Origin of the sequence: Prodigiosinella confusarubida (assembly GCF_002847015.1) — a bacterium.
GTDB lineage: Bacteria > Pseudomonadota > Gammaproteobacteria > Enterobacterales > Enterobacteriaceae > Prodigiosinella > Prodigiosinella aquatilis.
This window is the reverse complement of sequence record NZ_CP025085.1, coordinates 4,061,704-4,083,249: the sequence shown is the minus strand read 5'-3', so window position 1 is coordinate 4,083,249 and position 21,546 is coordinate 4,061,704. Positions and strand designations below refer to the sequence as shown.

Genomic DNA, 21,546 nt, shown 5'->3' with positions numbered 1-21,546 from the left:
GGAAAGGTAATAATAATTATTATTATTTGCAACATAAGTAAAAAAGAACCAGAGGGGATAAAAATAAAAATACTTATATATCAGGATGATGACTAAATTTATGTAAATAATTAAATCTGCCGGATGGTGGCAGTAAGATATTTTTCAAGCGAAATCAGGCACTGAAATCATCTGATGACAGTATGAAAAGTCCTATTGTTGGGAGGAATTATGCTGATAGCCACGGCCAAAATGGCGTTCAAGCTTTCCTTGTAACAGCTCCAGTACCAGTGACATCAACCAATAGATAACCGCAGCCGTGCTCAGCATTTCCATATAGTGATAGGTACTACGTCCATACGACTGAGCCAGAAAGTTCAGTTCCCATAATCCCATCAGGGAAACCAACGAAGAATCTTTAATCATTGAAATAAACAGTGAACCGGCCTGGGGCACGATAATACGCAATGCCTGCGGCGCGATGACATGCGTGACGGTAATCCAGCGAGATAGCCCCAGCGCCATAGCGGCTTCTGTTTGCCCACGGGGAACGGCAATCACACCGCTACGGATGGTTTCTGCCAGATAAGCACCGTAGTTAAGCGATAATGCAATGATACCGGAAGCAAATGCCCCTATCACGATGCCCACTTGTGGCAACGCCAGGTAAATAATCAACACCTGTACCAGCAACGGCGTGCCGCGAAACAGGGAAACGTAAAACGTCGCGCAGCCAAATGCCAGTGCGCTGGATGATAGACGTCCTGTGGCGGTAATAATGGCCAGAAGGGTGCAAAACAGCATGGAAATGACGGTGATGACGATGCTCAGTACTGCGCCCTGTATGAAACCATCCGGTGAGAGGTGCAGACCAAGCAGTGAAGGCAATTTTTGCCGGATAAGTCCGAGATCCATGTTCAGGCTGGAAAACAGCCATAACAGCAGGCTCAGCAGCAATATCCAGGTCAGGCCGGTTCGCAGGCGAAATCCGATATTGCCGATATGTGGCGGTGCTACGGGTGCTGATGGGGTAGGGTTTTCCGTCTGAGGAGAGGGCTGCGGCATCATGGTGTAATCCGGGTAATATCTTCGCCGAACCAGTGTCGGGATATTTTTTCCAGCGTACCGTCTGCTCGCAGGGCGTTAATGGTATCGGCCAGCGTCTTACTCCATGCAGGGTCGCCTTTATCGATAGCGATCCAGTTGGGTTCGGCATACAGCTCCGCCACCATACGTAGCTGGGGCATGTGGGCAAGGCGGGCTTTGGCGGTGATACGATCGGAGATGACAGCATCCAGGCGTTTACCGGGGCCAAGTGCCAGGTTCTGAAAGGCTATTGCTTCATCCGTGGGGATGGCTTGAACATGATCAAACGGGAAAGCGATAGGCGTTGAACCGGGGATCACCAATGTTTTATTCAGGTAATTTTCATAGCTGGAACCCAGACCCAACCCGACTTTCTTATTGCTTAAGTCAGCGGCTGATTTGATGTTTTTTTCATCTTTATGCACGATTAACACGGCATAAGAACGGTAATAAGGTACTGCGAAGTCCAGCATCTTGATGCGTTCAGCATTCGGTGTCATGGAACAGATACACATATCCCAACGACCCCGCCACTTACCGCCGACAATGGTTTCCCAACCGGGGGTGGCCAGTTCCAGTTTTACGCCCAGTTTTTGTGCCACGGCGTGGGCCACATCAACATCGAAACCAACCAGTTGATTGTTGTCATCAAGGTAACTGAACGGTGGATAATCATTAAACAACACATTGCGCACTACACCGGTCTGTTTTACCCGATCGAGCGTTTCACCCGCCCGTGATACGGTACCAAAGGTAAGGCACATCACTATGCTGAGAGCGAGTAATGCAAAAATTTTCTTCATCAGTATTCCCTACAAACCAGGATGCTAACCACTGAAAGTCCACTTTACAGGAAGGTTTCCGTCAACGGAAATCGGTAAAACCTCTATCTTATAACAGTAGATGACATGATCAACCGATGGGTTATATCGGAGGCGAGCATCGCCGATAACGTGGTTATCATGTCATGCCGGGAAGGTAAAACGTAAAAACGGTGAATGCAATTCACGAAATGGGAATCCGTTTCCTATCAATGTGTTTCATCAATGTACTTACACCAGAATGGATCCCCGCTTGCGCAGGGATCTTCAGGTTAATGCCTGGTTGGCATTACCTTATTTCTTGCGTGCATATTTCAATGAATCCAGCGCTACGGCGAAAATAATAATGCTGCCCTTGATGATGTACTGCCAATATGGATTCACGCCGATGTAGGTCAACCCATAGTTGATGACGGTAAAAATGATCACCCCAGTGACGACGCCTGCAACCGTCCCCACACCACCGGTAAAGGACACGCCACCGACCACACACGCGGCGATAGCATCCAGTTCGTACATAAAGCCCAGGTTATTGGTCGCGCTGCCGATACGACCAGCTTCCAGCATGCCACCAAAGGCATAGAATGCGCCAGACAAGGCATATACCAGAATCAGATTTAATGGCACATTGACACCAGATACTTTTGCCGCTTCTGGATTACCGCCAATGGCGAAAATGTTTTTGCCAAAGCGGGTTTTATTCCACAACACCCAAACGAAAATAATGGCGATAATCGCGTAGAACGTAATATACGAGAGTTTCAAATCGCCAAATTTCAAAAACCCTTGAGTGAATGTTGAAAATTTCGAATCAAAGCCGGCAATGGGCGATGCACCAACAATATCGTAATAAAGCGAGTTAATCCCGTAGACGATAATCATGGTGCCAAGCGTGGTGATAAACGGCGTAACCTGTAAATAGGCAATAATCAATCCGTTAACTAAACCGATGATCGCGCCAATAACGCAAACAATCAGGATAACCAGCGGAATTGACATGGTTTCCATATGCGGAAACACCTTGTTGGCATTATCCATCGACTGTAACAACGTGGCGGCAACCACCGCCGCCAAACCAACCTGGCGTCCTGCTGATAGATCGGTTCCCTGTGTGACGATTAATCCTGCTACACCCAACGCGATAATAATGCGCACAGAAGATTGTGTCAGAATATTACTCAGATTAATTAAACTGAGGAAAGTTGGATCCTGGATAATAATAATTGCCAGTAATGCCAGCAAAACAATATAAATGGCGCCCTCTTTTAACCAATTCAGCGTATTTTTTTTAGTAATAACGTTCATGATAATGGCCCTTGCATCATTAAAGGTGTAACGACGCTAAACGCAATATTTCGTTCTGCGTGGTATTTTTGGTTTCGACAATGCCTGCAACGAGGCCATTACTCATCACCAGTATTCTGTCGGTAATACCTAAAAGCTCCGGCATCTCAGAGGAGATGATAATAATTCCCTTGTTTTTCTTCGCCAGTTCGGAAATTAACTGATAGATTTCGAATTTTGCCCCAACGTCAATACCACGTGTTGGTTCATCAAGCATTAATATTTCTGGCTGGGTTAATAACCAGCGACCAATAATAACTTTTTGCTGGTTACCGCCAGACAGTGATCCGATGGCAGTACGATGCCCAGGCGTTTTTACTCGCATGGCATCAATTACCCATTGGGTGTCACTTTTCATCCGGTTGTTATCCAGTAAACCAATATTGTTTTTATATTTACGGATATTGGAGATCAGCGAGTTAAAGCCAATATCGAGATAGGCATAGATACCGGTCGAGCGACGTTCCTCCGTGACTAGCGCGAACCCATGATTAATGGCTTCATTGGCACTGTTGTTATTAATAGCTTTGCCATGCAACTTGATGCTGCCGCCTGATTTTTCGCGGATGCCAAAGAGTGTCTCGACAATATCGGTACGTTTTGCACCGACCAGACCAGCGATGCCCAGAATTTCGCCTTTATGTAAATCAAAGGAGATATCACGGATGGAGGGCTGGCGTAGTGATGTCAGATTTCTTACTTCAAGAATCACTTCACCCGGTTTGTTGGTTTTATCCGGAAAACGTTGGTTGAGGGATCGGCCGACCATCATGGCGATAATCTTGTCCATATCCAGTTCTTCCAGTGGTTGGGTCGTAATCCACTGGCCATCGCGTAAAATAGTTATTTCATCACACAATTGGAATATCTCTTCCATTTTGTGCGAGATATAAACAATACCGCAGCCGCGATCTTTAAGTTTTCGGATAATGGTAAAAAGATGATTGACTTCTTTTTCGGTTAGCGAGGAAGTCGGTTCATCCATAATGACAATCTTCGCATTATAGGAAAAAGCTTTGGCTATTTCGATCATTTGCATTTGAGAAACAGAGAGTGTCGACACTTTACTCCGCGGGTCGATATCAATATCTAATTCGTCAAATATCGCTTTGGTATCCCGAAACATTTTATCCTGATCAACAAACAGTCCTTTTTTGGGATAACGGCCAAGCCACATGTTATCCATAACTGAGCGTTGCAGAACCAGATTCAATTCCTGATGAACCATTGATACGCCATTTTCCAACGCCTCTTTGGAACTGTTAAAATTAATTTCCTCCCCTTTGAATAGGATATTTCCTGCATCTTTCTGATAAATACCAAACAGGCATTTTAATAGTGTCGATTTCCCCGCACCATTCTCTCCCATCAAAGCATGAATAGAGTGAGGTCGCACTTTCAAATTGACATTATCTAATGCCTTTACTCCGGGAAATGACTTATTGATATTGGTCATTTCCAGTAAGAATTCGTGTTGTGGTGTTGTTTTATCACTGGCCATAATTTACCTGGCTGAAAAAATCATTCGGTCAAGCGAAGCAGGGCACAGTACTATGCTGTGCCCGAAGCGATTTATTTATTTCATGAACTGTGACAGATTGTCTTTATCGACGGGAACGTAAGGCACACGGACAATTTTGTTTTCTATTTTGAACGCGGTTCCTTCAGTCGCCGGTTTACCTTCCGCCAGATTTTTTGCCAAATCCAGAGTGGCCTTCGCCTGACTTTCCGCATCGTTTAATACCGTACCCGCCATAGCGCCAGATTTTATCAGCGATAAAGCTTCCGGCAAGGCGTCAACACCGAATACGGGAATAGACGTTTTGTTATGTGCTTTCAGGGCTTCAATAGCGCCCATGGCCATCGCGTCGTTGTTCGCAATCACGACTTCGATTTTGTTGGCATTTGGGCCGGACAGCCAGGCATCCATTTTATCTTTTGCCTGAGCGGTGTCCCACATGGCCGTATCCATCTGCAACTGCTGAGTTTTGATACCGTCTTTATTCAGTGTGCTGATGACATATTTGGTTCGTGCTTCAGCATCAGGATGTCCTGGTTCACCTTTCAGCAGCACATACTGAATCTGGCCATCTTTGTTCAGATCCCATGCCGGGGTTGATTTCCAATGTTTTTCTATCAGCTGCCCCTGGATAATGCCGGCTTCTTTGGAGTCAGTGCCAACGTAGTAGGCGTTAGGATAGCGAGCCATCACTTTGGCATTCGGTTCTTTGTTAAAGAACACCACTGGAATGCCACTACTACTGGCTTTATTCAATATCACCGCCGCCGCCGCTGGATCCACCAGATTAATCGCCAGGGCTTTAACCCCTTTAGCCAGCAGCACATCGACCTGATCGTTTTGTTTGGATTGGTCATTCTGTGAGTCATTCATCAGCAGCTGTACACCACCAATATTTTCCGCTTCTTTCTCAATGTCTTTGCGCACCATCGACATGAAGTTGTCATCATACTTGTAAATAGTGACGCCGATACGGATATTTGCTGCATGGGCAGTGGCGCCGAACATCATGCTGGCAACCAGGGCGGTGAGAGTAAAAACCTTTTTATTCATGGTATCTCCGGGTTTATGCAGGGTAGTTCTACGTCTACCACGCCCACGCTGTATGAGAGTGGTTTGACAATCAGTTAAGAAAAATTAGCAAGGCGAGTGATTACGCCAGGCTGGTGGACGCTACTACAAAACCTGACTTCCCTGTTGCGTAAAACGTCCTGAAAATAGGTTATGAATCGTTTTGCCGTAAGGACTCGATAAGGTAATGATGAATTTCATCGTGTTACATTTTGTTAGCCCTTGCAGGACAATGTCATCATAAATAACGCAATGTTAATTAACTGTGAAATTACTCACAAATTGAAAGCGGTTACATGGAGGCTTTGGTTGAATTAGTGACTGGTTCCACATTTTGGCAAGTGGCCACAGAATGGCGACGGACTAGCGTAGGCATAAAGCAGTGTTGAGCACTGTTATCCAGCTGACCTGCCGCGCCTTTTAATGCCAGCTCTGTTGCCAATTTTGCCATGGAAACAATGGGATATCGTACAGTGCTTAGTTGAGGGTCGGTATACCGTGATATGGGAATATCATCAAATCCAACCACGGATAACTGCTGGGGTACCTGAATACCATTGTCTTTCAGTGCAGAAAGCGCACCAGCCGCCATGTTGTCGTTGTAGGCGAAAACGGCCGTGAGATGCTGATTGCGGCCCAATAATTCTACCATTGCCGCTTCACCGCCTTGTAAATCGGGGTCCCCACTGGCAATCCACATATCTGGCGGTACGGTGCCTTGTTCAGCCAATGCTTGTTGCCAGCCTGAACGGCGTTGCCCGACATCTTCAATGGGATGACTGGAGCTGAGATAGCCAATACGTCGATGTCCACTTTGCTGCAACATGCGGGTTGCCATCATTGCACCGTAAACATTGTTAAGACAGACGCAGCGATGGGCATAGCCGGGAACAATACGATTGATCAGTATCATGCCGGGTACATGGTCCATAAAGTCAGCCAGTTCGGCATCTGACAGCGCTTTGGCATGAACGATCAGTGCATTGCACCGTTGTCGGATAAATATCTCGATAGCATGGCGTTCCTTTGCTTCCTGATGGTATGAGTTATTAATTAAAACATGGTGTTGCATGCATTGCGCCACGGTATCAACCGCTTTGACCATGGCACCAAAAAAAGCGTCTGAGACATCCATGACCACAACACCTATGGTGTCGCTGATCTGCGTTGCCAGCGCCTGAGCATTGGCATTAGGGCGGTAGCCCAATGACTTGATAGCCTGTAGGACCAGCATTCGCGTTTCCGGCGTTACCGCCTTGTTGTTATTGAGCACGCGCGACACGGTAGCGATAGACACTCCAGCTTGAAGTGCGACATCACGTATAGTAATCATGGACATTCACCACAGAGGAAATAGACAAATTTGTTACCTGATATATGAAAATATATTTATGGTTATTCTGTCAGGCGTTTTCAGAATACAGCGTGAGTTTTGTCACACTAATGAAAGCGGTTACATGCCATTTTGTAACTTTTTTGTAACCTTTGTGACGACAATCATTATCCTGAATGCGTGTTTTTTGTCAGCGAGCTTTCAGTATTTAATATCTGATAGTGTCAGACACAAGGTGGTTAACATAATTGTCGGGAACATGGGCTTGAGATACAGGAGCGCAGAAATATCGGAGGGTAGTTGTGAAATACCCCGACAATGATGGTTTGTCGGGGCAGGGAAACAGGTTACTTATTCAGCGGCGTAACCATTAGAGGGAATGCGTACGCTGTCCAACCAGGCTTCGCCATCTTTCATTTTCAAGCGGCCTTCCAGGAACCAGTTGACAACCAACGGATAGATGGTGTGCTCCTGTACTTGAACACGCTCGAGTACATTTTGCTCAGTATCCTCTGCAAAAATGGGCACTTTGGCCTGCAGAATGACGGGGCCACTATCCAGATCGTCAGTGACAAAATGTACCGATGTACCATGTACCATATCGCCATTTGCCAGAGCCTGAGCATGCGTATGTAAGCCAGGATATTTGGGTAGCAGGGACGGATGGATGTTAAGCATTTTTCCGGCAAAGCGTTCAACAAACTCAGGACTGAGAATGCGCATATAACCTGCCAGTGCCACCAGGTCAGGAGTATATTTTTCTATTTCATCAGCCAGTGCTGCATCGTAAGCGGCACGCTCTTCGAAACTTTTCGGGCTGAGAACATGGGTGTCAATCCCTGCTTCCTGTGCCCGTGTCAGGCCGAAAGCGTCGGGATTATTGCTAAATACGGCAGCGACTCTCCCTTTTATGCGTCCATTTTTACAGGCATTAATCAACGCCTGTAAATTGCTCCCCTGGCCTGATATCAGAACAACAATATTTTTCATCACTTAATAACCACTGTTTCTCCGGTATCCGTATGAGTGATCACACCGATTTTCCATGCTGTCTCACCGTCATTGTTCAACAACGCGATGGCGTTGTCTGCTTGCGCCGCAGGCAGAACGATAATCATACCTACACCGCAGTTAAATGTGCGGTACATTTCGTGGCGACTGACGTTCCCTGCTTGTTGCAGCCAATTGAACACTGCGGGCCATTGCCAGCTTGATTCATCAATGGTGGCTTGCATTCCCTGTGGTAGCACACGCGGGATATTTTCCCAGAAACCGCCGCCAGTAAGATGTGATATGGCATGCACATCGCTCTTTTCAATCAGTGACAAAATGGATTTGACATAAATTTTAGTCGGTTCCAGCAGGTGATCGGCCAATGGTTTACCTTCCAGCTGTACCTGTGTTGGATCAGTGCCACTGACCTCCAGAATTTTGCGAACCAACGAGTAGCCGTTGGAGTGTGGGCCGCTTGACGCCAGAGCAACCAACACATCACCTGCCTGAACCTTACTGCCATCAATGATTTCAGATTTTTCAACCACACCGACGCAGAATCCGGCTACGTCATAATCCTCGCCATGATACATGCCGGGCATTTCTGCCGTTTCACCACCCACCAGGGCACAGCCAGATTGTTTACAGCCTTCGGCAATACCGCTAATCACACTGGTAGCGGTGTCCACATCCAGTTTTCCGGTCGCGTAATAGTCGAGAAAAAATAACGGCTCGGCACCTTGAACTATCAAATCGTTTACACACATGGCAACCAGATCGATACCAATCGCATCGTGACGTTTAAGGTCCATCGCCAAACGCAGTTTAGTGCCGACACCGTCCGTACCGGAAACTAACACTGGCTCACGGTATTTCTGCGGTAAGGCACACAGGGCACCGAAACCACCGAGTCCACCCATGACTTCCGGGCGACGGGTCTGTTTCACTACACCTTTAATACGGTTTACCAATGCATTGCCAGCATCAATATCCACGCCTGCGTCTTTATAGCTGAGAGAGGTTTTGTCGGTCACTGAGGAGTCCCCACGGAGGTTACGATTGGTGATTGAGAAATCAAGCGCGCTAATTCTAACAGTGTAAGCAATCGTTTGCGAGTGGAGTATTAGAACCACTTGCTTTTTGCTTGCTATCAGTAATTTCCGTTATCGCTTGATCTGGATCAGACTTAATCATATGGCCTTGGCCCAAAAAAGCGTTATAATCCGGCGATTTTTTTGGCCGTCTATCGCCGAAGAGGAGAATAGTGATGAAGATCGTCGAGGTGAAACACCCGCTGGTTAAACATAAATTGGGGCTGATGCGTGAGCACGATATCAGTACCAAACGTTTTCGAGAACTGGCGTCAGAAGTGGGGAGTTTATTGACCTATGAAGCAACTGCGGGTTTAGCCACAGAAAAAGTAACTATTGAAGGTTGGTGTGGACCGGTTGAAGTCGATCAAATCAAGGGCAAGAAGATTACTGTAGTGCCTATTCTGCGAGCTGGTCTGGGGATGATGGAAGGGGTGCTGGAAAATGTACCCAGCGCGCGAATTAGCGTTGTAGGGATGTACCGCAATGAAGAAACGCTGGAGCCAGTGCCCTATTTTCAAAAACTGGTTTCTAATATTGACGAGCGTATGGCACTGGTGGTTGATCCCATGCTGGCGACAGGCGGTTCGATGATCGCCACTATTGATCTGCTGAAGAAAGCGGGTTGTCGTAGCATCAAGGTACTGGTACTGGTGGCGGCCCCGGAAGGGCTTGCTGCGTTGGAAAAAGCGCATCCGGATGTTGAGTTGTATACCGCGGCGATTGATCAAGGGTTAAACGAACAGGGTTATATCATGCCTGGCCTGGGAGATGCGGGCGATAAGATATTTGGTACGAAATGATTTTTAAGCCGACTCTACAGTCGGCTTTTTTTTGCCTATTTCAGCCGGACAGTCGGCATTTCACCAAAGTAATATTACAGAGGAAAAAAAAGATGACTCGTCGTGCCATCGGGGTAAGTGAACGACCACCATTGCTACAGACCATTCCGCTGAGTTTTCAACACCTGTTTGCAATGTTTGGCGCTACCGTACTGGTACCGATTCTGTTCAAAATCAATCCTGCTACCGTATTGCTGTTCAATGGCATAGGAACGCTGCTTTACCTTTTTATCTGTAAAGGCAAAATTCCGGCTTACCTTGGTTCCAGTTTTGCGTTTATTTCACCGGTTTTACTACTGCTGCCTTTGGGATACGAAGTTGCACTGGGTGGTTTTATCTTGTGTGGACTGGTGTTTTGTCTGGTTGCGCTGATTGTGAAAAAGGCCGGGACGGGTTGGTTAAATGTCATTTTCCCACCAGCCGCAATGGGGGCGATTGTCACTGTCATTGGGCTGGAGTTGGCGGGGGTTGCGGCAGGAATGGCGGGACTGTTGCCTGCTGACGGTGTGCCGGTTGACAGTAAAGCCGTGACGGTTTCTCTGATTACGCTCGCAGTAACGGTACTGGGTTCTGTGTTGTTTCGGGGATTTCTGGCGATTATCCCGATTTTGATTGGTGTGTTGGCAGGCTACGCTCTGTCTTTTTCCATGGGGATGGTGGATTTTGCATCGATCAGCCAGGCACACTGGTTTGCATTACCTACATTTTACACCCCACGGTTTGAATGGTTTGCCATGTTGACCATCCTGCCTGCTTCGTTAGTGGTGATCGCCGAGCATGTGGGACATCTGGTGGTAACGGCCAATATCGTTAAAAAAGATTTGCTCCGTGACCCAGGGCTGCATCGTTCTCTGTTTGCCAACGGCATTTCCACTATCTTGTCTGGATTTTTCGGCTCTACGCCGAATACAACTTATGGCGAGAATATTGGCGTACTGGCTATTACCAAGGTCTACAGTACCTGGGTGATTGGCGGTGCAGCGGTGCTGGCCATTCTGCTCTCCTGCGTGGGTAAGCTTGCGGCTGCGATTCAAGCGGTACCCGTGCCGGTGATGGGCGGTGTGTCTTTGCTGCTGTACGGGGTTATCGGCGCTTCCGGTATTCGTGTGCTGATTGAATCCAAAGTGGATTATAACAAAGCACAGAACCTGATTCTCACGTCGGTGATTTTGATTATCGGTGTAAGTGGCGCCAAGGTGCATCTGGGCGCGGTTGAACTGAAAGGCATGGCGTTGGCAACGGTGGTGGGTATTTGCTTGAGTTTGTTGTTCAAGGTCATCAGTCTGGTTCGCGGTGAAGAAGAGATCATTGATCCATCAGACGAAGAGCAACCAGCTCAACACTGACAGCAACCTGATATATCCCTGTTGGCCTGACGAGTTTGCAGGTTCAACAGGGTGAAGTTTCTATGCTAGACTTACTCCGTTTTTTTGCCCGTTTTGCTTGAGGTGCTTCTGAACACGCCGGCGCAGCTTTCATTGCCACTCTATTTACCTGATGACGAAACTTTTGCCAGTTTCTATGCGGGAGAAAATGCGTCTCTGCTGGCGGCTCTCCATAATGCCTTGATTCAAGAGCATGGCAGTTACATCTATTTCTGGTCTCGTCAGGGTGGGGGGCGGAGCCATCTGCTGCATGCCGCCTGTGCCGAGTTTTCTCGTGCCGGTACAGCCGTCGGTTATGTGCCGCTTGATAAACGTGCTTATTTTGTGCCGGAAGTTTTGGATGGTATGGAGCAACTGGCCTTGGTTTGCATCGATAACATCAATGCTATTGCTGGTGATGAGTCTTGGGAGATGGCGATGTTCAATCTCTATAATCGCATTCAGGAGGCAGGCCATACCCGGCTGCTAATCACTGGTGACTGCCCACCTCGTCAACTCAACCTACGATTGCCCGATCTGGCTTCCCGGCTGGACTGGGGGCAAATTTACCGTCTTCAGCCACTATCGGATGAAGAAAAAGGCGAGGCACTGAAACTGCGAGCCAAACTCCGCGGTTTTGAACTGCCGGAAGATGTCAGCCGTTTCCTGTTGAAACGGCTGGATCGGGAAATGCGCACCCTGTTTATGACGCTGGATCAGCTTGACCATGCTTCTATTACCGCCCAACGCAAACTGACGATTCCCTTTGTTAAAGAGATCCTTGGTCTGTAATGACCGCGTTTAAATAATCTCCAGCACACTTTCCGGCGGCCGGCCGATGCGGGCCTGATCGTTGACTACCACTATCGGGCGTTCAATGAGTTTAGGATTTTCCATCATCGCCTGAATCAACTGGGTTTGCGTGAGGGTATCATCCGCCAGGTTCAGTTGTCGGTAGAGATCTTCTTTGCTGCGCATGAGTTCGCGGGCGCTGTCAAATCCAAGTTGCTTGATCAGCACCGCAAGGGTCGCGGCATCAGGCGGAGTTTCCAGATAAAGCACCACTGTTGGGTGAATACCATGCCGTTCCAGTAATGCCAACGTTTCCCGGCTCTTGGAACATCGCGGGTTATGGTAGATAGTGACGTGACTGTTCATGGGATAGTAACCTTTTTAACGTCAGGATTTTTCATACTTACGGAACCGTTGTTGCAGTGCCCGCAGTTGATCAATACGAGCATCGTAGCGGGCCTGCTCCAGACTGCCAAGCTTGCTGTGTGAACTGGCGCTACTGAGCAGACTGATCGCCTGATCAAGTTCGCCGTCAAGGGCCAGATTTTCTGCATGGGCTGCCATTTCCTCATTGTTCAATCCCTGGGCAGCATAGGCTTGCGCCAGCAGATCCCAGCCATTGGGATCGTTTGGATGTGCGTAAGTATAACGGCGCAGGATCTTGCTGGCTGCCGCTGCCTGGTGATCTTCCACATAAGCGTTGGCCAGGTTGATCTGTAATACCGGATTATCCTGTACATCAGGAACTTTCTGTAGGCGGGATATCGCTTGTGCTGCTCGTTGCTGGCCGATATCAATGTCGGTAATCAGATCGAGGAACCACGGATTGTCGGGCGATTTCTTCAGCAGCGGTTGCAGCGTATTGCGGGCATCATCGTATTTTTTCGCCTGATAGGCTTGGATAGCCCGCCCATACCGTGCGGCTTGCTGTTGTCGGATATTGCCTTTGGCCCAACGATTCAGCAGTACTTCATTGAAGGGATTGTCCTGAGAGCCATACATTCCCAATGCCCGGACCCGGGCGAACAGGAAATCCTGAGAAGAGTGTACTGGGGTGACTCGCATTTGGTTGGCCCGATTACGGGCATCAGCTAGGCGACTTTCCGGTAATGGGTGTGTTAACAGCATTTCGGGTGGTTTAGTGGCATAGCGCGACATGTCGGCCAGACGTTGCAGAAAATCCGGCATAGCCTGTGGATTGAACCCGGCACGTTGCAGAACCTGAATACCGATGCGGTCCGCTTCCTGCTCATTGGCTTGGGTAAAGCTGATTATCCCCTGCTGGGTACCCGCTAACGTCCCGCTGAGCGCCGCCATTCCCAACTGAGGGTTGGCCATCGCCAGCAGGATTGAGCCGAACGTTCCCGCCCAGGTGAGCGGCGCGCTATTCTTTTGCGATTCCATCGCTCTGGCGAGATGGCGTTGGGTCACGTGAGAGATTTCATGCGCCAGTACCGAGGCTAGCTCACTTTCATTTTCTACGTAACGGAATAATCCAGAATGGATAACAACATTACCGCCAAAAAAAGCGAACGCGTTGATTTCATCATTGTTAACCAGGAAAAAATGAAAGGGTGTGCGCACGGAATTCGCGGATTGCACCAGCCGATCACCGAGCTGGTTGATGTAGTTCAATAATAACGGGTCGTTAATCAATGGTGCGCCGGCACGTAGTTTGCGCAAATAGAAATCCCCCATCGCCAGTTCCTGGTTGATGCTGAGCGTACTACCGGCTGTTGTGCCAATATCCGGCAGCAAATCCTGGGATGCGGCATATGCGGTGATCGCCCCACTTGCCAGCAGTGTTCCTACCAGAATGGGAATGACCGTTTTTCCGAGTCGGTTAGACATAACGGGTAAAACCTTCTGAACAGCATGTGAGATAAGAAGTATCTGCCAACATCTTAGCCAGCGACGGCACACAAAGAAATACTTATAGAGAAAAGCTGGCAGGAAAAAGAGTCAGTGAATTGAAATACAAGACACCGGTGCTTTAAAAACAAAGCACTGGTGTCAATAGATTGTTACCCCGAAAAATCACACGCCGTTGAGATAGCTCAGTATAATGTCGTGATGATTACTGGTTTTAAAATCATCAAACACTTTTTCAATTTTACCTTCTGTGTCAATCAGAAAGCTGATGCGGTGAATACCGTCATAGGTTTTGCCCATAAAGGTTTTTTCACCCCAGACGCCAAACAGCTCTGAAACTTCGTGATTTTCATCGGCAAGCAGGGTGAAATTCAATAACTCTTTTTCTGTAAAACGAGATAGTTTTTCCGGCTTGTCCGTACTGATGCCTAATACTTCAACATCATGCTTTTTTAGCTCATCCATGTTATCTCTCAGCCCACAGGCTTGCACAGTGCAACCTGGTGTCATGGCTTTGGGATAGAAATACACCAGGACCCGCTGTCCCTGGAAGTCGGTCAAATTAACTTGTTCGCCATCCTGGTCAGGCAAGCTAAATTTCGGTGCGATATCACCGGCTTTCAGTGTGTTCATCACTACTCTCCATCGTTCTCTTCATGCTGCGGATAGTTTACGACGCTAATATTGCCTTGTGCGTGCAGTTCTGTACATAGCTGATGAAAGGCAGGCTCAATAATTGAGCCTGCCAGTACGGCAGGACTGTGTGCGGTAATCTGGATATACAACCGCGGGAGGGCATTCCCTTCTGCTGGCTGCGTTTTAGAAACCAACTCTGCAATATTCATCTGGTAAGAATCAAATAGATTGGTAAAGCGTTCAATAATATGGGGTGAATCCGTGACTTCCACTTTTACCCATACAGTAGCAGGCATCGGTGGGCGAAATTGTGATTCGGTGCGCTTCATCACAATCAGCAACGCCATTTCAGCAGCCTTGAGCGGTAAGGTGGATTCTATCAGCGTAATGGCATTCCAACTGCCGGAAAGCAACATGATAAATGTGAACTCTTTGCCCAGCATGGCAAGACGGCTATCTTCGATATTACAGCCGCAACTACTGACGTGGCGGGTAATCGCATTGACGATTCCGGGACGATCGGTCCCCAGTGCGGTGATGACCAGATAGTGTTCTTGTTGGCTCGGCAAAATTATGCTTCCTGTACAAAATGTTGGGAGTAACATGGTAAACACAAAAAAAACCACCTGCCAAGCGCTTACAACAGCGGTTGCAAGCTTGCTTTTGCATAGAAGTCAAAAGTACCATGAAGAACTTGTTTGTGGAGGGGATGGCTAATGTTTACGGGAAGTATTGTTGCTCTGGTTACGCCGATGGACGACAAAGGTGCTGTTGATCGTGCTAGCCTGAAAAAACTGATTGATTATCATGTCGCTAGCGGGACGTCAGCGATTGTTTCGGTAGGTACTACCGGTGAATCTGCCACATTAAGCCATGATGAACATGGCGATGTGGTGATGCTAACGCTGGAGTTGTGCGATGGCCGTATCCCGGTTATTGCCGGAACCGGTGCCAATGCCACGGCGGAAGGGATTTCTCTGACTCAGCGGTTTAATGATACCGGGGTTGCGGGTTGTCTTACTGTAACGCCGTATTACAACAAACCGACGCAGGAAGGGTTGTTTCAGCACTTCAAAGCGATTGCCGAACATACTGATTTGCCACAGATCCTGTATAACGTACCTTCCCGTACCGGTTGCGATATGCTGCCGGAAACGATAGCCCGTTTGTCAGAAATTAAAAATATTGTGGCAGTTAAAGAAGCAACCGGGAACTTAAGCCGGGTAAGTCAGATCCAAGTGCTGGTTCATGAAGATTTTATTCTGCTGAGTGGTGATGACATCAGTAGTCTGGACTTTATGCAACTGGGTGGCAAAGGGGTTATTTCCGTGACGGCAAATATTGCTGCCCGTGAAATGGCTGAACTTTGTGCACTGGCGGCGCAGGGGAATTTTACCGAAGCTCGCCGCCTGAATCAGCGTTTGATGCCACTGCATCAGAAACTGTTTGTTGAACCCAATCCTATTCCGGTGAAATGGGCCTGTAAGGCATTGGGATTAATGGCGACCGATACGCTTCGTCTGCCGATGACACCGTTGACTGAAACTGGTCGCCCGGTGTTGGAGCTCGCGATGAAGCAGGCCGGTTTGCTGTAACCGTTAGGGAGATTTGATGAGTTCTTCATTGCAAAAGTCGATGGTGGCTAAGGTTATTGGCGTATCACTGGTGGTGATGCTGGCCGCCTGTTCCAGTGACCAGCGTTACAAGCGTCAGGTCAGCGGCGATGAGTCCTATCTGAAAACACCAGAACATCGGGCGTTAAAAGTGCCGGCAGGTATGATTCTTCCTCTGCAAAATGGTGACTATGATATTCCGTCGGCCAACCAGAATGGTATGGTTGGTAAAGCACTGGATATCCGTCCGCCAATGCAGCCATTGGCTTTGTTGAATGGTTCCCGTGGCCGTATTAGCGGTGATACAGCTACGCTGTTACTGGAAAAAAATGCCAAGAACAGTCAGCTTTGGTCTCAGGTCACGCATATTATTCAATCCAGAGGATTCACCATTGCCAGCCGTCAGGATGCCAACCAGACGCTGACTACTGACTGGGTTACCTGGAAACGTGAAGATGAGGATGTCGCCTACCAGGCGCGTTATCAGATCACCGTGCAACCACAAGGCTATCAACTGGCGCTGGTGGTCAAGTTGCTGGATCTGCGACAGTTGAACGTTGCGATTACCGATCTTATCCAGAGGCAGCGCTACGCCGGCATAATGCTTAATCTGATATCTAATGCGCTGGAGAAACAAGCTCAAGAGCGCGCAGATGAGCTTGCTAACCACAGTAGTACGTCACTGGATGTGCAGAGTGGTGCCGATGACTCCGGCTTGCCGTTGTTAGTGGTGCGTGGTACCTATGCCCAAGTCTGGGATCGCTTGCCAAAAGCACTGGAAAATATCGACATGAAGGTGACTGATCGCAGTAAGTCTCAGGGATCGATCTCCATCACTTACAAAGCGCCGGGCAGCAGCACCTGGGATGCATTGGGGACCAAAGATCCTCAACTGCCGAAAGGTGATTATAAACTACAGGTTGGTGACCTTGGTAACCGCAGCAGCCTGCAATTTACCGACGCCAAAGGCCATACGCTAGGTCAGTCGCAAAACGATGCGCTGGTCTCGGTGTTCCAGGCGGCATTCAACAAGTAACCTGTAAGGGTCGGATTATCCGGCCCTTCTTCATTAAGTTATCAACGCGTTAAATTATCGGGCCGTTGCGGGTGGCCCTCACTGTGTGGAGTAATTAAAGATGCAAAAGCTAGCTGAGTTGTATCGTGGAAAGGCGAAAACTGTCTACACCACCGAAGATCCTGATCTGCTGGTGCTGGAGTTTCGCAATGATACGTCAGCATTGGATGGTCAGCGCATTGAGCAGTTCGATCGTAAAGGTATGGTGAACAACAAGTTCAACTACTTCATTATGACCAAGCTGGCAGACGCAGGTATTCCAACTCAAATGGTAAGCCTGCTTTCTGATACCGAAGTGCTGGTGAAAAAGCTGGAAATGGTGCCGGTGGAGTGTGTGGTCCGTAACCGTGCGGCAGGTTCTCTGGTGAAACGTTTGGGTGTTACCGAAGGTGAAATCCTTAATCCACCGTTGTTTGATCTGTTCCTGAAAAACGATGCTATGCATGACCCGATGGTTAACGAGTCATACTGCAAAACATTCGGTTGGGTTAGTGAAGAAAATCTGGCCCGGATGAAGGAACTGAGCTACAAAGCCAATGACGTATTAAGCAAACTGTTCGACGATGCAGGGCTGATTCTGGTGGACTTTAAGCTGGAATTTGGTCTGTTCAACGGCGAAATTGTGCTGGGTGATGAGTTCTCTCCGGATGGTAGCCGTCTGTGGGATAAAGCGACGCTGAATAAAATGGATAAAGACCGTTTCCGTCAGAGTCTGGGTGGCCTTATTGAAGCATACGAAGAAGTCGCACACCGTCTTGGCATTAAATTAGACTGACTGCGCAATCGTTTACGTTTCCAGCGTCAGGAACAGGGAGTTCCTGACTGTTTCAATTTTTCACTGTATCTCATTTTTCCGGCTTGATGTCCGGATATCTGCAATCGTCCCCTGAATATTAGTGTTATCATTTTCTTTCCGCTGTAAATTCTTCTTTCATCCTGGCAAGGATTCTTCATGGCCAATTTTGACCCGACGCTATTGATTCTACTGGTGTTGGCTGCACTGGGAATTATCAGTCATAACATGACTGTCACGCTGGCAATGCTGGCGCTGTTGACTATACGCATTACACCACTGAACCATTATTTACCCTGGGTGGAAAGATACGGGTTAACCCTGGGTATTCTGATATTAACTATCGGGGTGATGTCGCCTATTGCCAGCGGGAAAATTACCGCCAGTGATGTGTTGCACTCGTTTCTGAACTGGAAATCACTGCTGGCCGTATTTATCGGTGTTCTAGTGTCCTGGCTGGGGGGACGTGGTGTTTCCCTGATGAGTAACCAACCTTCGGTGGTCGCGGGGTTACTGGTGGGAACCGTTATGGGGGTGGCACTATTTCGCGGCGTCCCGGTGGGGCCGCTGATTGCTGCGGGGCTGCTCTCTTTATTAATTGGTAAAGGGTGACAGTGGTTTTGATCGGTAGAGGTCAGATATGAAGAGCTTTATCGCCAACGGGCAGCTACAACGGCGTTATGGTCTTCGTCGCCTGCTGGTGATAAGCGGGGACGAGGACTGGAGTGCCACGCAGGCATACCAGCTCAGTCACTGTCTGGCGGGCGACTGGCTGTGGGTAAGTGCCCATGCACCTTCGGCGGTAACATCAGTTGCTCCTGGCCGGGTACGAACGCTACTGGGGCAAGAGCAATTTCATGCTGTATTTGATGCTCGTCACGGTCTTGATGCTGAGGCGTTGGCGATGCTGGCGGGGGTGCTCAAAGCCGGAAGTTGGTTACTTCTACTGGTGCCTGCATGGGATGATTGGCCGGAACGCCCGGATGAAGATAGCCTGCGCTGGAGCGAACAACCAGAACCTATTATCACACCACACTTTATCCGTCATTTCCAGCATCAGCTGTTGGCGGATGAAGACACGGTGATATGGCGTCAAGGGGACGACTTGCATATCAGGCCGTTGCGCCCTCGTCCTGATTGGCATCCTGCCAGTGGCACACCCACGTGTCAGCAGCAGCGGATTCTGGCGCGACTTCAGCAGCCCCGGCATGCAGTTTCCGTGATTACTGCGCCACGTGGTCGAGGGAAGTCTACGCTGGCGGGGATGTTGACTCGTTGTTGCAGTGGGGAATGCTGGGTTATCGCGCCGTCTCGTGCGGCAACGGATGTCTTGTTGCATCATTCGGGAGATAACGTTCATTTCTGGGCACCGGATGCATTGCTGGAGTATTGCCGCTCTCACCCTTTACCCGTTATTGACTGGTTACTTGTTGATGAAGCCGCCGCCATCCCTGCGCCGATACTGCATGCCATCCTGCCATTTTTTCCCCGGATATTGTTGACCACAACGGTGCTAGGTTATGAAGGTACCGGACGCGGATTTTTACTGAAATTCTGTTCTGCATTACCTGATTGGCAAGGATTTGAATTAACTGAGCCACTGCGTTGGGCTGGTGACGATCCTCTGGAACGTCTGCTGGATAGGTCGATGCTGTTTACCGCTGAAGAGGCCGTTTCTGAGACAAGCATACAGACCAAACCTGTCATTGATGATGAAAGTCGGGATGAGTGGTTGGCATATCCACAGCGATTGGCGCAATGCTATGGCCTGTTATGCAGTGCCCATTACCGTACCTCACCGCTGGATTTGCGCCGGTTAATGGATGCACCGGGTATGCATGTGGCTAGCGCCCGCCATCAGGATGCGATTTACGGTGTTATCTGGTCGGTGGATGAAGGCGGGCTTTCTGCGCCGTTGGCGCATGAGGTGTGGGCCGGACGTCGCCGGCCTCGTGGCAATCTGGTGGCACAGTCTTTGGCAGCACATGGAGGACAGTGGCTGGCACCAATACTGCGTTCGCATCGGATTAGCCGTATTGCCATCACGGCGGCGCGCCGCCGACATGGGATAGGGCGTGCCCTGGTTGATTTTCAGCAACAAGCGGCACAACGGCAAGGATTGGATTATCTGTCGGTAAGTTTTGGTTTTCAGGCCGATCTGTGGGCCTTTTGGCACTCTTGCGGATTTACGCTGGTGCGTATTGGCAGCCATATTGAGGCCAGCAGTGGTTGTTACAGTGCGATGGCGCTGCTTCCTCTGAGTGAGGCAGGGCAAACCTTGACTGAACAGGCAAGTGCGCAGCTGGCGCGTGACTGGTACTGGTTGCGCCGTTCAATCCCGTTGATGCTGGATTTACCGCTGGATAACGCTACTGGCCTCAGCGAGGCTGACTGGGAAAATTTGGCGGGTTTTGCTTTTGCCCACCGGCCACCAGAGGCTTGTCTGGCATCGTTATCCCGTTTGATAACCCATACTGAACAATCCATCCCTGCTTTGCGGTTATGGCTGGTGCAGGGAATGTCTGTCGAGCAATGTGTTCAGCACCTGCATTTGGCTGGACGGAAAGCGTTGATACAGTGCTGGCGTAATGAAACTTCCAGCGTATTACGGCAATTGGACGCCTTTGCAGAACAACGCTGGCGAGGGTGGAGTATTAAATCATTAACCTGAATTCATATCTGATGGCTAATTAGATTTGTCGTATATACCTGTTATCTTGCATGTTGCAGGCGGATTGTCTACCTTCAGTATTTCTCAGCATAATATGGATGTATATACCCCAAATAATTCGAGTTGCAGGAAGGCGGCAAGAGAGTGAATCCCGATGAGCTTACTCAGATAAGTGATTCGGGTGAACGAACGCAGTCAACGCACCTGTAACTTGAAGTATGACGGGTATAAATGAGTTAATTCGAGAGTAACGAAATTACATACAAAGACGATGTCTAGATAGATGAATGTTGAGATATGCATTCAGGCTACAATAACGTTTAAATATTTTTAAAACTGTAGAATGTTATTTATCAAGACGATTTTATATTTGAACACTGGTGTGTTAAAAATAAATAGGTTTGCGTAAGGTTTATATATATTACGATACTATTATATATGGCGCTTTATCACATGAACCGAGTGTTTATATTAGATAACTTAATCAATTAAATAAAAAAATATTTATACCTTCAATAAGGCATCGCTCACATTTTTACCAATTCGATCTTTGCCTTCAGTCATCTGTCCTTCCTCCGTGGTATACACTGATATTGATACAGGATAATGGAATGACTTGTTCAATAACCCTCAATATTGGCCTACCAATGA

At 48.4% G+C, this 21,546-nt stretch carries 20 protein-coding genes; 8 read left to right on the top strand and 12 right to left on the bottom strand.

The window, feature by feature from the left end:
- Nucleotides 1-192 precede the first annotated feature (192 nt).
- The 8 genes from CWC46_RS18610 to purM all read right to left on the bottom strand — a co-directional run bounded on the left by CWC46_RS18610 (nt 193) and on the right by purM (nt 9,180).
- On the bottom strand, nt 193-1,047 hold the full coding sequence (locus tag CWC46_RS18610; protein ID WP_021015042.1) for an ABC transporter permease subunit: 855 nt from the start codon (nt 1,045-1,047) through the stop codon (nt 193-195).
- Entirely contained in the window at nt 1,044-1,868 is an 825-nt protein-coding gene (locus CWC46_RS18605; RefSeq protein ID WP_021015043.1) for an ABC transporter substrate-binding protein, read from the bottom strand. Before CWC46_RS18605 ends, CWC46_RS18610 begins: the two co-directional genes overlap by 4 nt.
- A gap of 312 nt (nt 1,869-2,180) precedes the next feature.
- A complete protein-coding gene (mglC, locus tag CWC46_RS18600) occupies nt 2,181-3,191 on the bottom strand; it encodes a galactose/methyl galactoside ABC transporter permease MglC (RefSeq protein WP_021015044.1) in 1,011 nt (336 codons plus the stop codon).
- 19 nt (nt 3,192-3,210) lie between these two features.
- On the bottom strand, nt 3,211-4,731 hold the full coding sequence (gene mglA, locus CWC46_RS18595) for a galactose/methyl galactoside ABC transporter ATP-binding protein MglA (RefSeq protein WP_021015045.1): 1,521 nt from the start codon (nt 4,729-4,731) through the stop codon (nt 3,211-3,213).
- A 75-nt stretch (nt 4,732-4,806) separates the two neighbouring features.
- Nucleotides 4,807-5,802, bottom strand: a complete 996-nt coding sequence (gene mglB / locus CWC46_RS18590) for a galactose/glucose ABC transporter substrate-binding protein MglB (RefSeq protein WP_021015046.1) — start codon at nt 5,800-5,802, stop codon at nt 4,807-4,809.
- 310 nt (nt 5,803-6,112) lie between these two features.
- Nucleotides 6,113-7,153: an HTH-type transcriptional regulator GalS gene (galS, locus tag CWC46_RS18585; RefSeq protein WP_037380743.1), complete on the bottom strand. Its 1,041-nt coding sequence runs from the start codon at nt 7,151-7,153 to the stop codon at nt 6,113-6,115.
- A gap of 351 nt (nt 7,154-7,504) precedes the next feature.
- Nucleotides 7,505-8,143 carry a phosphoribosylglycinamide formyltransferase gene (purN, locus tag CWC46_RS18580; protein ID WP_021015048.1) on the bottom strand — a complete coding sequence of 213 codons (639 nt, stop codon included), beginning with the start codon at nt 8,141-8,143 and terminating at the stop codon, nt 7,505-7,507.
- The gene (purM, locus tag CWC46_RS18575) at nt 8,143-9,180 is read right to left on the bottom strand and encodes a phosphoribosylformylglycinamidine cyclo-ligase (protein WP_021015049.1); all 1,038 of its coding nucleotides are present in this window, start codon (nt 9,178-9,180) and stop codon (nt 8,143-8,145) included. The genes purN and purM overlap by 1 nt, the downstream gene beginning before the upstream one ends.
- Before the next feature lie 233 nt (nt 9,181-9,413).
- On the opposite strand from purM, the gene upp reads away from it, so the two are divergent.
- The 3 genes from upp to hda all read left to right on the top strand — a co-directional run bounded on the left by upp (nt 9,414) and on the right by hda (nt 12,235).
- Entirely contained in the window at nt 9,414-10,040 is a 627-nt protein-coding gene (upp, locus tag CWC46_RS18570; protein ID WP_021015050.1) for a uracil phosphoribosyltransferase, read from the top strand.
- Between the two features lie 92 nt (nt 10,041-10,132).
- Nucleotides 10,133-11,425, top strand: coding sequence for a uracil permease (uraA, locus tag CWC46_RS18565; protein WP_021015051.1), 1,293 nt, complete (start codon nt 10,133-10,135; stop codon nt 11,423-11,425).
- Nucleotides 11,426-11,527: 102 nt separating this feature from the next.
- Entirely contained in the window at nt 11,528-12,235 is a 708-nt protein-coding gene (hda, locus tag CWC46_RS18560; RefSeq protein ID WP_021015052.1) for a DnaA inactivator Hda, read from the top strand.
- Nucleotides 12,236-12,244: 9 nt separating this feature from the next.
- Here the strand turns inward: hda and arsC are convergent, their stop codons facing one another.
- The 4 genes from arsC to CWC46_RS18540 form a co-directional block, all read right to left on the bottom strand.
- Nucleotides 12,245-12,601: an arsenate reductase (glutaredoxin) gene (arsC, locus tag CWC46_RS18555; protein WP_021015053.1), complete on the bottom strand. Its 357-nt coding sequence runs from the start codon at nt 12,599-12,601 to the stop codon at nt 12,245-12,247.
- A 21-nt stretch (nt 12,602-12,622) separates the two neighbouring features.
- A complete protein-coding gene (gene bepA / locus CWC46_RS18550) occupies nt 12,623-14,086 on the bottom strand; it encodes a beta-barrel assembly-enhancing protease (protein ID WP_021015054.1) in 1,464 nt (487 codons plus the stop codon).
- Nucleotides 14,087-14,272: 186 nt separating this feature from the next.
- Nucleotides 14,273-14,740, bottom strand: coding sequence for a thioredoxin-dependent thiol peroxidase (gene bcp / locus CWC46_RS18545; protein ID WP_021015055.1), 468 nt, complete (start codon nt 14,738-14,740; stop codon nt 14,273-14,275).
- A gap of 2 nt (nt 14,741-14,742) precedes the next feature.
- Nucleotides 14,743-15,312: a glycine cleavage system transcriptional repressor gene (locus CWC46_RS18540; RefSeq protein ID WP_021015056.1), complete on the bottom strand. Its 570-nt coding sequence runs from the start codon at nt 15,310-15,312 to the stop codon at nt 14,743-14,745.
- A gap of 147 nt (nt 15,313-15,459) precedes the next feature.
- Here CWC46_RS18540 and dapA point away from each other — a divergent pair, with 147 nt between their 5' ends.
- From dapA to CWC46_RS18515, 5 genes are all read left to right on the top strand, one after another.
- Nucleotides 15,460-16,338, top strand: a complete 879-nt coding sequence (gene dapA, locus CWC46_RS18535) for a 4-hydroxy-tetrahydrodipicolinate synthase (protein ID WP_021015057.1) — start codon at nt 15,460-15,462, stop codon at nt 16,336-16,338.
- A gap of 16 nt (nt 16,339-16,354) precedes the next feature.
- Complete coding sequence (gene bamC / locus CWC46_RS18530) at nt 16,355-17,392, top strand: outer membrane protein assembly factor BamC (protein ID WP_021015058.1); 1,038 nt, start codon at nt 16,355-16,357, stop codon at nt 17,390-17,392.
- 100 nt (nt 17,393-17,492) lie between these two features.
- Nucleotides 17,493-18,206: a phosphoribosylaminoimidazolesuccinocarboxamide synthase gene (gene purC / locus CWC46_RS18525; RefSeq protein WP_021015059.1), complete on the top strand. Its 714-nt coding sequence runs from the start codon at nt 17,493-17,495 to the stop codon at nt 18,204-18,206.
- A gap of 177 nt (nt 18,207-18,383) precedes the next feature.
- Nucleotides 18,384-18,836 (top strand): DUF441 domain-containing protein, encoded by a 453-nt coding sequence (locus CWC46_RS18520; RefSeq protein ID WP_021015060.1) that lies wholly within the window; start codon nt 18,384-18,386, stop codon nt 18,834-18,836.
- 28 nt (nt 18,837-18,864) lie between these two features.
- Nucleotides 18,865-20,895: a tRNA(Met) cytidine acetyltransferase TmcA gene (locus CWC46_RS18515; protein WP_021015061.1), complete on the top strand. Its 2,031-nt coding sequence runs from the start codon at nt 18,865-18,867 to the stop codon at nt 20,893-20,895.
- Nucleotides 20,896-21,546: the final 651 nt, after the last annotated feature.

What these genes read in the sequence shown, in the direction of transcription:
- CWC46_RS18610 (WP_021015042.1), bottom strand. Translation starts at nt 1,047, where the DNA reads ATGATGCCGCAGCCCTCTCCTCAGACGGAAAACCCTACCCCATCAGCA.
- CWC46_RS18605 (WP_021015043.1), bottom strand. Translation starts at nt 1,868, where the DNA reads ATGAAGAAAATTTTTGCATTACTCGCTCTCAGCATAGTGATGTGCCTT.
- mglC (WP_021015044.1), bottom strand. Translation starts at nt 3,191, where the DNA reads ATGAACGTTATTACTAAAAAAAATACGCTGAATTGGTTAAAAGAGGGC.
- mglA (WP_021015045.1), bottom strand. Translation starts at nt 4,731, where the DNA reads ATGGCCAGTGATAAAACAACACCACAACACGAATTCTTACTGGAAATG.
- mglB (WP_021015046.1), bottom strand. Translation starts at nt 5,802, where the DNA reads ATGAATAAAAAGGTTTTTACTCTCACCGCCCTGGTTGCCAGCATGATG.
- galS (WP_037380743.1), bottom strand. Translation starts at nt 7,153, where the DNA reads ATGATTACTATACGTGATGTCGCACTTCAAGCTGGAGTGTCTATCGCT.
- purN (WP_021015048.1), bottom strand. Translation starts at nt 8,143, where the DNA reads ATGAAAAATATTGTTGTTCTGATATCAGGCCAGGGGAGCAATTTACAG.
- upp (WP_021015050.1), top strand. Translation starts at nt 9,414, where the DNA reads ATGAAGATCGTCGAGGTGAAACACCCGCTGGTTAAACATAAATTGGGG.
- uraA (WP_021015051.1), top strand. Translation starts at nt 10,133, where the DNA reads ATGACTCGTCGTGCCATCGGGGTAAGTGAACGACCACCATTGCTACAG.
- arsC (WP_021015053.1), bottom strand. Translation starts at nt 12,601, where the DNA reads ATGAACAGTCACGTCACTATCTACCATAACCCGCGATGTTCCAAGAGC.
- bepA (WP_021015054.1), bottom strand. Translation starts at nt 14,086, where the DNA reads ATGTCTAACCGACTCGGAAAAACGGTCATTCCCATTCTGGTAGGAACA.
- bcp (WP_021015055.1), bottom strand. Translation starts at nt 14,740, where the DNA reads ATGAACACACTGAAAGCCGGTGATATCGCACCGAAATTTAGCTTGCCT.
- dapA (WP_021015057.1), top strand. Translation starts at nt 15,460, where the DNA reads ATGTTTACGGGAAGTATTGTTGCTCTGGTTACGCCGATGGACGACAAA.
- bamC (WP_021015058.1), top strand. Translation starts at nt 16,355, where the DNA reads ATGAGTTCTTCATTGCAAAAGTCGATGGTGGCTAAGGTTATTGGCGTA.
- purC (WP_021015059.1), top strand. Translation starts at nt 17,493, where the DNA reads ATGCAAAAGCTAGCTGAGTTGTATCGTGGAAAGGCGAAAACTGTCTAC.
- CWC46_RS18520 (WP_021015060.1), top strand. Translation starts at nt 18,384, where the DNA reads ATGGCCAATTTTGACCCGACGCTATTGATTCTACTGGTGTTGGCTGCA.
- CWC46_RS18515 (WP_021015061.1), top strand. Translation starts at nt 18,865, where the DNA reads ATGAAGAGCTTTATCGCCAACGGGCAGCTACAACGGCGTTATGGTCTT.